The organism is Rhodanobacter sp. OR92 (genome assembly GCF_000427545.1).
GTDB classification, from domain to species: Bacteria; Pseudomonadota; Gammaproteobacteria; order Xanthomonadales; family Rhodanobacteraceae; genus Rhodanobacter; species Rhodanobacter denitrificans.
The window spans coordinates 431,421-440,141 of the sequence record NZ_KE386558.1; the positions used below are offsets into that span (position 1 = coordinate 431,421).

Consider the following 8,721-nt stretch of genomic DNA (forward strand, 5'->3'; position numbering starts at 1 on the left):
TTCTCAACAGCCTGCTAGTCGCCAATAAGCCTTATGGAACTCAATTCGACGGACCCAGTGGCGCCATCATGCAGGTTGGCGTAGACGGTTCCTTCGCACGCACCGGTTGGTGCTGCTATCACCGTGGCGTAATTCTCGGTTGCTTTGCCAACACTGACGACCTTGATGAAGGCCCCAAGAAACCGCCCCTTTTTGTCGGCCCAATTGACTTGAATTCGCATTGGTACCACGTCATCCGTCAGCGCCCTAGCCCTATAGACGATCAGCATGTGTTCCAAATCAGCGGTGGGTGCCGTCCAAATCCCAACGACTCCAGGACGAAGTTCAACTGAGCCCCCCGATTCGACTACGCCCCCGCTCCAGTGCCACGCCCTCCACGCATCTTGGCCGCCAATTACACGCCCCAAATCAGTCCCGATCTCATCCGGGTTCAACAAGAGGCTCAATCGACGATGCCCGACATATGAGAACAAAGGCTTCAAGCTGGAATCCATGCCGGTATAGTAAATACCAAAATCGTAATCACGACGAGTTGAAATGCCTGGATCCACAACGGTTTGCGATGAAAGATTCAGCCTGCTGAATATTTTTCCTGAAGTAATATCATTCCCAAAAGCATTATCGCCACCCAACACCCAGCTTTCGCCATTATCAGGCGCATTCAGGACAATCCCCTTAACCCCTTCCGGGCGAATACGATTCAATGGAGCTGCAATAGCATCGGCAGATCGCGATGCAACTACGTTGAATACCTTAAGATGTGAGCCTGTCACAATGTAAGTCAAATTCATGACAATCAAAACTGTTAGGTACGCGAGTCGAGCGCGACCAAAGTGTAGCGCCATGAGCGTCATTAGTGCCAGAACCGGGGTCATCCAGCGCCCCTCTTGACGCGAGGCATCAGGAAGGCTCGCGATACAGATCAACGCACCTGCCAAAAAGACGATCTCAATGACCTTGCGCCATTCAATCTGCTTTCGCCATAAAGTGAAAATGCAGATATAGGCTAGCCCAAATAGAAAGGCCAGCCCAGTAAGTATTGCAACATTCAGCGTGCCAACGTACTGCAAACCTCCCACCAGCCATTGATGACCCGCATTCAAACCAAACAAGACGTTACCGCAATACGTCAGCATGCGCTCCAAGATACCCAACGAGATCGAGACCTGCATGCCCGCAGTTCCCGTTGCTATTGGTAGAGATCCGAAGGCGCGTGTTGCAACGATAAACAGTAGTACGGGCAAACCAGCCATCGCTATACCGGCTGCAAAGCCCACAAAATCCAAAACACGCCGCCTAAAATCAAACGATTTAACTATGACAACGGCACCCAACGCAGCAGCACCAGCCATATATCGCTCATGGACAAACACGGCCATAACACACGCAATGATCCCCACGATGTAGCGATATTTCTGCGCAACCCCGACGAATATTTGCGGCAATAGAATCAAAATAACCGCAATCAAATAAAATAATGCACTTAATGTTTCTATCAATCCCGCGAGATAATCATAATACGAAAGCATGATGAAGCGTGAACTAGGAATGATGACCCCAGCTAACAGAGAGATTAACCTACTTTCCCCAAATCTAATTCTTGCAATGTAATAAATTAATGAAGCTAGAAAACCAGTGGCGCCGACAGTAAACAGCATGAATACATACCGCGGAGCTCCATAATACGCTCCAACTGCCCATATCCCATTAAAAATTAGACGCGGTTTATATTTATTTAGACCATCAAATATAGACCAAATTGATGCGCCATGCTGCTGCGCAAAAAAAAACGGCAGGAGTTCATCTCCAAAATAGTACGGATGGTACGCAAAAATGCCGATGACGAGTGTCAGCAGGCACAATAATGTACAGTCTGCTGTTATTATTTTTCGATCAGTACCGATTTTCATGCACCTATCTCGTCGAACATGATTTGAAAAATGCTCCCTGTGGCACAGATCAAATGATCTCTGCTAAGGCCAGCCGCCATACCTGACTGCAGGTCGGATAGCTTGTCTCCAACTATCACGCAGTCCGCCACTTCAAGTTTTAAATCTGTGATAGCAGCGAAGATCATCCCGGGCGCCGGCTTCCTGCACTTGCATTCGGGCGTAAAATCCGGGTGATGCGAGCAGTAATACGTAGCAGCAAGCGGCGTACCTCTCAACGCAAACTGCTCGTGCACCCATCGCGTATAATCGAGGAACTCCGCCACGCTGTAATAACCACGCGCGATTCCTGCCTGATTGGTAACCACCACCAAGAGATAACCAGCCCGCTGCGCCTTCGCGCACAGCTCGAAGATGCCCGGCATCCATTCGGTGTCTTCGGGCTTGTGTACGTAGCCGTGATCAACGTTGATCACGCCGTCCCGGTCAAGGAACAGTGCCTTGCGAGGTGCCGGCAAGACCGCCAACAGCTCGTCTGCGTGGGGATCAAGGTACGGCGTGGCGATTTCGACCGGCATCACGTGTTACCGAACAGGCTTTGCGCCCGCTGGTAGTCTTCCGGCAAGCCGATGTCGATGAATCCGCTGGTGGCATCGAATCCACAGGCCCGACCCGCCACCGTCAACGGCGCAAGCACCCTGGCCTCGAAGGAGAACGCCGGTTCCGCCGGCAGCTCGCGGATAGCCGCGGGCGTCAGGTAGTAACTGCCGGCGTTGATGTAGCCTGGGCCGCTCTCGCCCTTTTCCCTGAAACCGTCGATGCGCCCACCCGTGCAGACCACGGCGCCGTAGCGAGCCACGTCGTCCACATGGGCCAGCGCCATGCCAAGGTCGGCCCCGGCCTGCCGGGTAGCCTGCTCGAGCGCATGCATGTCGTAGCGCAGGAAGGTATCGCCATTGAGCACGTGCGTCGCTTCACCTCGCAGCATGCCGCAGGCCTGGCGCACGGCACCGCCGGTGCCAAGGGGGGCGGTCTCGAGGGAGTAATCCACCTGCATGCCGCGCCACTCCCGCCCGATGGCGTCGACGACGCGCTCGGCCAGGTAGCCGGCGGCCAGCACGACATGGTGCATGCCTGCTTCGGCGAGGCGATCTAGCAGCCAGGCAAGGAACGGCCGTCCTGCGACCGGGGCAAGGGGCTTGGGTACGTCGCTGACGACGGTCCTGAGACGTGTTCCCAGCCCCCCGACCAAGACGATAGCCTCGTCAGTCGCCACGCGGGAACATCTCAGCCTCGATCAGGGCACAGAGCATGTGCCCGAGTGCCTCATGCCCCTCCTGGATCCGCGGCGTCTCGCCGGAAGGCACGCGGAAGCAGAGGTCGCACAGGTTGGCCATCTGTCCACCTCCCTGTCCCGTGAAACCGACCACTGCCATGTGCTTCCCACGCGCAGCCTCGATGGCGCGGACGATGTTCTTCGAATTGCCCGACGTGGAGATGGCAAACAGTACGTCGCCTTGCTGCCCGAGCGCCTCGACCTGGCGCGCGAACACGTAGTCGTAGCCGTAATCGTTGCCGATGGCCGTCATGATGCTGGTGTCGGTGGTCAGCGCGATGCCCGGCAAGCCCGGCCTGTCGTAGTAGAACCGACTGACCAGTTCGCCGGCCCAATGCTGGGCGTCGGCGGCACTGCCGCCGTTGCCGGCGAACAACAGCTTGTTGCCCCGCTTCAGCGCCTGCACGGAAACGTCCACCGCGCGCAGGATCAGGTCGTGCAGCACGGTATCGCGCGACATCTGCTGCAGTACGTCGACGGTCTTGTCGAATTCGGCGCCGATGCGCTCTCTCAACGTATCTGCCATGAGGTTGCTCCCTGCTGGGTAAAGTGGAAATCAAGGATGCTGCCGCCCTCGTTGAGCAGCGCGCGGCTCAGCTGCAGCCGTGACGAGGGGTCGCAGAGGAACATCATGAAGCCGCCGCCGCCCGCACCAGAAACCTTGGCTGCCCGCGCACCATTCATGAAGGCGACGCGCTCAACCGAATCGATCAACGGATTGCTGATGCTTTGGGCTGTCCTCTTCTTGGCCTCCCAGCCGGCCTGCAGCGTGGTTTCCAGGCGGCGCAAGTCGCCCTTGAGCACGCACTCCTTCATCTGGACGGCTTCTTCCTTGAGCCGATGCATGGCATCGATCGAGGCCGCGTCCTTGTCGCCGATGTTGCGGGACTGCTGGGCGATGATGTCCGCCGAGGCGCGTGAGACGCCCGTGAAATACAACACCAGCGAGGCCTCCAGCTCGGCCCACACCCATTCCTTCACCCGCAGCGGATTCACGACGACGCGGTTGTCTCCGTAGAACTCCATGAAATTGAAGCCGCCGAACGTGGCCGCGTACTGGTCCTGCTTGCCGCCTGCGAGCTTGAGGTCGTTGCGCTCGATGTCATAGGCGAGATGAGCAACCTCGTATTCACCCAACGGGAGCGAGAAATGCTCCACGAACGCCTGCAGCAGCGCCACCACCATCGTGGACGACGAGCCGAGACCCGAACCGGGCGGCGCGTCGGAGAAGGTCTGCACCCGCAGCGCCGGCATGCGATCGCCGAGATAGTCGCGCGACACGCGCGCGTACACGCCCCTAAGCAGCTTGAGTGGACCGTCGAGCGACAACTCGCCGTCTCCTGGTGCGATCGACTCCTCGACGCCGACATCGATCGCCTGGAAGTGCACCATCCCGTCTGCGGAATCCCCCACCAGCGCATAGGCGTAGCGATCGATGGTGACGTTCATGACGTGGCCGCCGTACACGTCGCAGTACGGCGATACGTCGGTACCACCGCCGGCCAGGCCCAACCGAAGCGGCGCGCGCGCCCGCGTGGTCATGCGCGTGCACCTGCGCGCGGATAGCGCTGGCGCCAGTAGGCCAGCATGTCGACTATGGTCTTCTCCAGCGTTACGCCTTGCGCCCACCCGGTGGCGGCCACGAGTCGCGCTGAGTCACCGAAGATGACCGGTTCGTCGCTGGGCCTGAGCAGGGCCGGATCCACCGCCACCTCGGCAGGCACGAGCGCATGACGACGTACCAGGTCGACCACATCCTGGATCTTGTAGGCACGCGAACCGCTGATGTTGTAAACCTCGCCGGGGCGTCCCCGCTCGGCCAGAAGTTCCAGGGCGCTGGCGAGGTCACGCACATCGGTAATGGCACGATGGGTCTGAAGGTTGCCGACCTTCAGCACCGGCGGCAGCAGGCCCGCTTCGATGCGTGCCATGCGTTGCGTGAAGTCGGCGCAGACGTCGCCGGACTTGCGCGGCCCCGTGGTGTTGAAGATACGCGCGCACACCGACCGGATCTTGTTGTTGTACCAGTACTGCAAGGCCAGCATCTCGGTGGCAGCCTTGCTGACGCCATAGGGGTGCATCGGCCGTAGTGGATGGCTTTCCTTGACCGGCACGTCTTCCACCGACACTTCGCCATACTGTGCGCTGGAGCAGGCCACCACCACGACCGGATCGATGGCTGCAACCTTGATCGCTTCGTACACGTTGGCCGTGCCAACCACGTTGGTCTCCAACGTTTCGATCGGCGCCTGCCAGGACAAGGCAGGATAGCTTTGGGCTGAGAGCAGATAGATCACATCTGGGCGGGACTGGCTGATGACCTGGTCAAGCTGTTCCCGGTAGCGGATGTCGCAATGGACCAACCGATCCGCGAACGGGCGCCATTCGACGGAGTCGACCGTCGCGTGGTAATGCGTGCCCACGACCTCGTGGCCGGCCTCCAGCGCCCGCTCCATCAGGTAGGAGCCCACAAATCCCGTGGCACCAAGTACGAGTATGTTCATTGAACTACCTTGCTATCCATTGATTCGTAGCCGCGGCCTCAGCGGGCACGACGCTTCGCGGCGTCGGCCAGGTTCGGCCAATCCATATCCGTAGAAACGATACGCCACAGAGCTGCCTCGGAAAACCGCTCGCGCACGAAATCCTGCGACATGCGCGATGTCCTTTCCCAGAGGGAATCATCCCTGAGCAAGGTGACGATCTTTGCAGCCATGGTTGCCGGCTCGTCGCTCACCTGGAGGAAGGACTGCGCGTCTTGCAGACCCTGCGCGCCTGTGGATGTCGTGACGCAAGGCAGGCCAAAGCGCATCGCCTCGATGACCTTGCCTTTCATGCCGCCCCCGAAACGCAGTGGAGCAACCGCGACACGCGACGCGTGATACCGACTTGCGAGCTCCTCGTCGGAAACGAAGCCAGTAACCGTAATGAGGTCGCTGCCCAGGGCCTTCACCTCATCCGTGGGGTTGGAGCCGACCAGGTAAAGGTGTGTGCCAGGTACCGCGCTTTGCACCAGCGGAAAGACCTCCATAACGAACCAGCGTGCAGCATCGACATTCGGCGCGTGCGCGAATCCAGCGACAAAGACAAGATCGCGTCGTTCCGCCATGTTGCGTTCGGGTGCATCGGGGAAACTGTCGAACGCGTACACCGGGATGGTATGTGCTTGGGCTTTGTACCCGTTCTGCCGCAGCCAGTTTCCGACACGCTCGGTTTCGCCGCCGGCTGGGTAATAGACCGTGTCGACCTTTGACCAGACCTCCTGCTCCATCTTGGCGAAGCGCTCACGCTCTCGCTGCAGCTCCTTGCTGGGCTCGATCTTCATCTGCTCGTCGATGCGCAGATGATGGATGTCGTGCCCGTAGTAGAGGATGTGCGCTTTGGAATAGCGCCGGATAGGATCAATGAAATCCATCGACACATGTGGTCGACTGAGCAAGACGCAGTCCACGTAGCCGCCGTTCTCGCGCATCCAGTCCTCGAAACCCTTGTGGTACTCCGGGCCATAGATGACCTCGACGCCGGTATCCTGGAGCAAGCTCGTGTAAACCGGGTCGTACCAGAGGTTCTCCGGCCAGAACTTCACCTCGATACCCTGCTTGCGAAACATCTGCATGAACTGCCACATCGTGCGCGATCCGGCATCGCGGTCCGGCTGTGGGATGTAATGGTCGATGACCAGCACGACAGGGCGCCCGGCCGTGCGCCCGCGCGCAAGCACCACTTGCTCTGCATTAGGGAAGTGGTTCGTCTCAAGCTCCTGCCTCCAGCGCTCGCGGAACTTGCGCTGGTTTTCTACCTGATATGCCTTGACGCCGGCATTGAGATCGGTGCCGTGGGAGACTCCCTCATAATGAACGACCACGGAACGGGGCTGGTAATAGACCTTCAGGCCGTTCGCGCGCACCTTGAACGCCAGATCGGTGTCTTCGCAATAGGCCGGCACATATATTTCGTCGAAACGGCCGAGTCGCTCGAACAATTCGATCGGGATCAGCAGTGACGCACCTGAGCAGTAGTCGGTTTCGCGCAGATAGTTGTAGATGCTGCGCTCGGGATTATCGAGACGGCCATAATTCCAGGCACTGGCGTCATTCCAGACAATGCCGCCTGCCTCTTGCTGCCGACCATCCGGATAAACCAGCTTGGACCCAACCATGCCGCAGTCGGGGTAACGGTTGAACACGTCCAGCATGGCATCCAGCCAGCCTTCAGTGACTTCGGTGTCGTTGTTGAGCAAGTAGAGATATTTGCCGCGAATGAGCGTGGAAGCCCGGTTGCACGAACGCACAAAGCCGAGATTCTGGGGGTTCTCCTCATAGCGCAAGCCAGGCACGTCGCGCAGGCGCGCCATGCTCGTATCGCCGGAGGCATCCTCCGCCACGATTACCTCGAATGGCATACGAGGCTGGTGTTCGGCTATCGAGCGCAGACAACCCACGGTATACCCCAGCTGGCCGTAGGTCGGAATGACAATGCTGACCAGGGGTTCGGCGAAAGACGGGAACTGCAACCCGGTGATGTCAATCGCATCACCCCCAGCCACCGGTGTATCCACTGCATGCGACACGTGGATACTGTCCGGCGCCACAACCTCTGCACCGACCGCCGATGACGTCCGACGCGCACGCGGGACCTTGGGCAAATTTCCACGAACGATGTGGCCAAGCAACCTCAAGGGCGCCGTGATGCGCCAAGACCGCGATTGCTTGATGTCACGCAATTGAGTATGTACGAGCCCCAAGTCGAGCTCGAGCGAGCGTACGCGTGCCGACAACCTCTCGCCGGTTTTTGCCTGCGAAGCGTGCAGTTCGACGAGGTCGCGCAATTGAGAGGTCAAGGTCTCGCACTGGCGCTGGCTCTTCTCGGCCTGCTGTCTTGCAAGTGCCAGTTCGGCTTCAGCCGCGAAACGGGCATCAACCATATCCTGAATTTGGTGCTCCAAGACCCCCAACCTCCCTATTGACTCCACATGCTGCTGGGACAATTGCGCGTGGGCATCGCGCAATGTCACATACCTCTGCTGGTAGTCCTGCAACTCCCGCTCACGGTCGTCAAGGGTACCACGCAATACGCTGCTTTCGTCCTGGTTTTTACTCAGTTGTGCGAAGAGTTCGTTGGCAGCGGCTCTGGCCTGCTCGACCTCCCCAAGAAGTTCGTCGATACGACTTCTAGTGCCAGTTAGCTCGACATCCAAGTGCCTTGCCCATGCGGAAACCTTCTCGTGGTCTGCCACCGTCTTGGCATGAGTCTCGTGCTTTTCCTCCAGTTTGGAGTTCAACTCCTGGGCCCACGCGCCCAACTTCTGATGATCGGCGATCGTTTGCCCATGCACTTCATGCAGCTCGTTCAACTCCCGATTCAGCGATGCTGCCCAGGCCATTGCTTCCTCGCGCGCCTTGGTCAACTCATCGACACGGCTCCGAGATGCGTGCAATTCAGCGTCCAGACGCTGCGCCCATGCGGAAGCCTTCTCATGGTCTGCCACCGTCTTCG

At 58.7% G+C, this 8,721-nt stretch carries 7 protein-coding genes; all 7 read right to left on the minus strand.

Features of this window, described 5'->3' with window-relative positions; translation table 11 throughout:
- Positions 1-14: 14 nt before the first annotated feature.
- Positions 15-1,910, minus strand: coding sequence for a hypothetical protein (locus tag RHOOR92_RS19795; RefSeq protein WP_155950274.1), 1,896 nt, complete (start codon positions 1,908-1,910; stop codon positions 15-17).
- Positions 1,907-2,467 carry an HAD family hydrolase gene (locus RHOOR92_RS0118180; RefSeq protein ID WP_051281253.1) on the minus strand — a complete coding sequence of 187 codons (561 nt, stop codon included), beginning with the start codon at positions 2,465-2,467 and terminating at the stop codon, positions 1,907-1,909. Before RHOOR92_RS0118180 ends, RHOOR92_RS19795 begins: the two co-directional genes overlap by 4 nt.
- The gene (locus RHOOR92_RS0118185; protein ID WP_037115690.1) at positions 2,467-3,165 is read right to left on the minus strand and encodes a nucleotidyltransferase family protein; all 699 of its coding nucleotides are present in this window, start codon (positions 3,163-3,165) and stop codon (positions 2,467-2,469) included. Before RHOOR92_RS0118185 ends, RHOOR92_RS0118180 begins: the two co-directional genes overlap by 1 nt.
- Positions 3,155-3,751, minus strand: coding sequence for a D-sedoheptulose 7-phosphate isomerase (locus RHOOR92_RS0118190; RefSeq protein ID WP_037115692.1), 597 nt, complete (start codon positions 3,749-3,751; stop codon positions 3,155-3,157). Before RHOOR92_RS0118190 ends, RHOOR92_RS0118185 begins: the two co-directional genes overlap by 11 nt.
- Entirely contained in the window at positions 3,736-4,767 is a 1,032-nt protein-coding gene (locus tag RHOOR92_RS0118195) for a dehydrogenase (RefSeq protein ID WP_027490902.1), read from the minus strand. The genes RHOOR92_RS0118190 and RHOOR92_RS0118195 overlap by 16 nt, the downstream gene beginning before the upstream one ends.
- A complete protein-coding gene (locus tag RHOOR92_RS0118200) occupies positions 4,764-5,729 on the minus strand; it encodes a GDP-mannose 4,6-dehydratase (RefSeq protein WP_027490903.1) in 966 nt (321 codons plus the stop codon). The genes RHOOR92_RS0118195 and RHOOR92_RS0118200 overlap by 4 nt, the downstream gene beginning before the upstream one ends.
- Before the next feature lie 38 nt (positions 5,730-5,767).
- The coding region (locus tag RHOOR92_RS18955) for a glycosyltransferase (protein WP_231378430.1) at positions 5,768-8,721 on the minus strand (2,954 nt) is incomplete at its 5' end.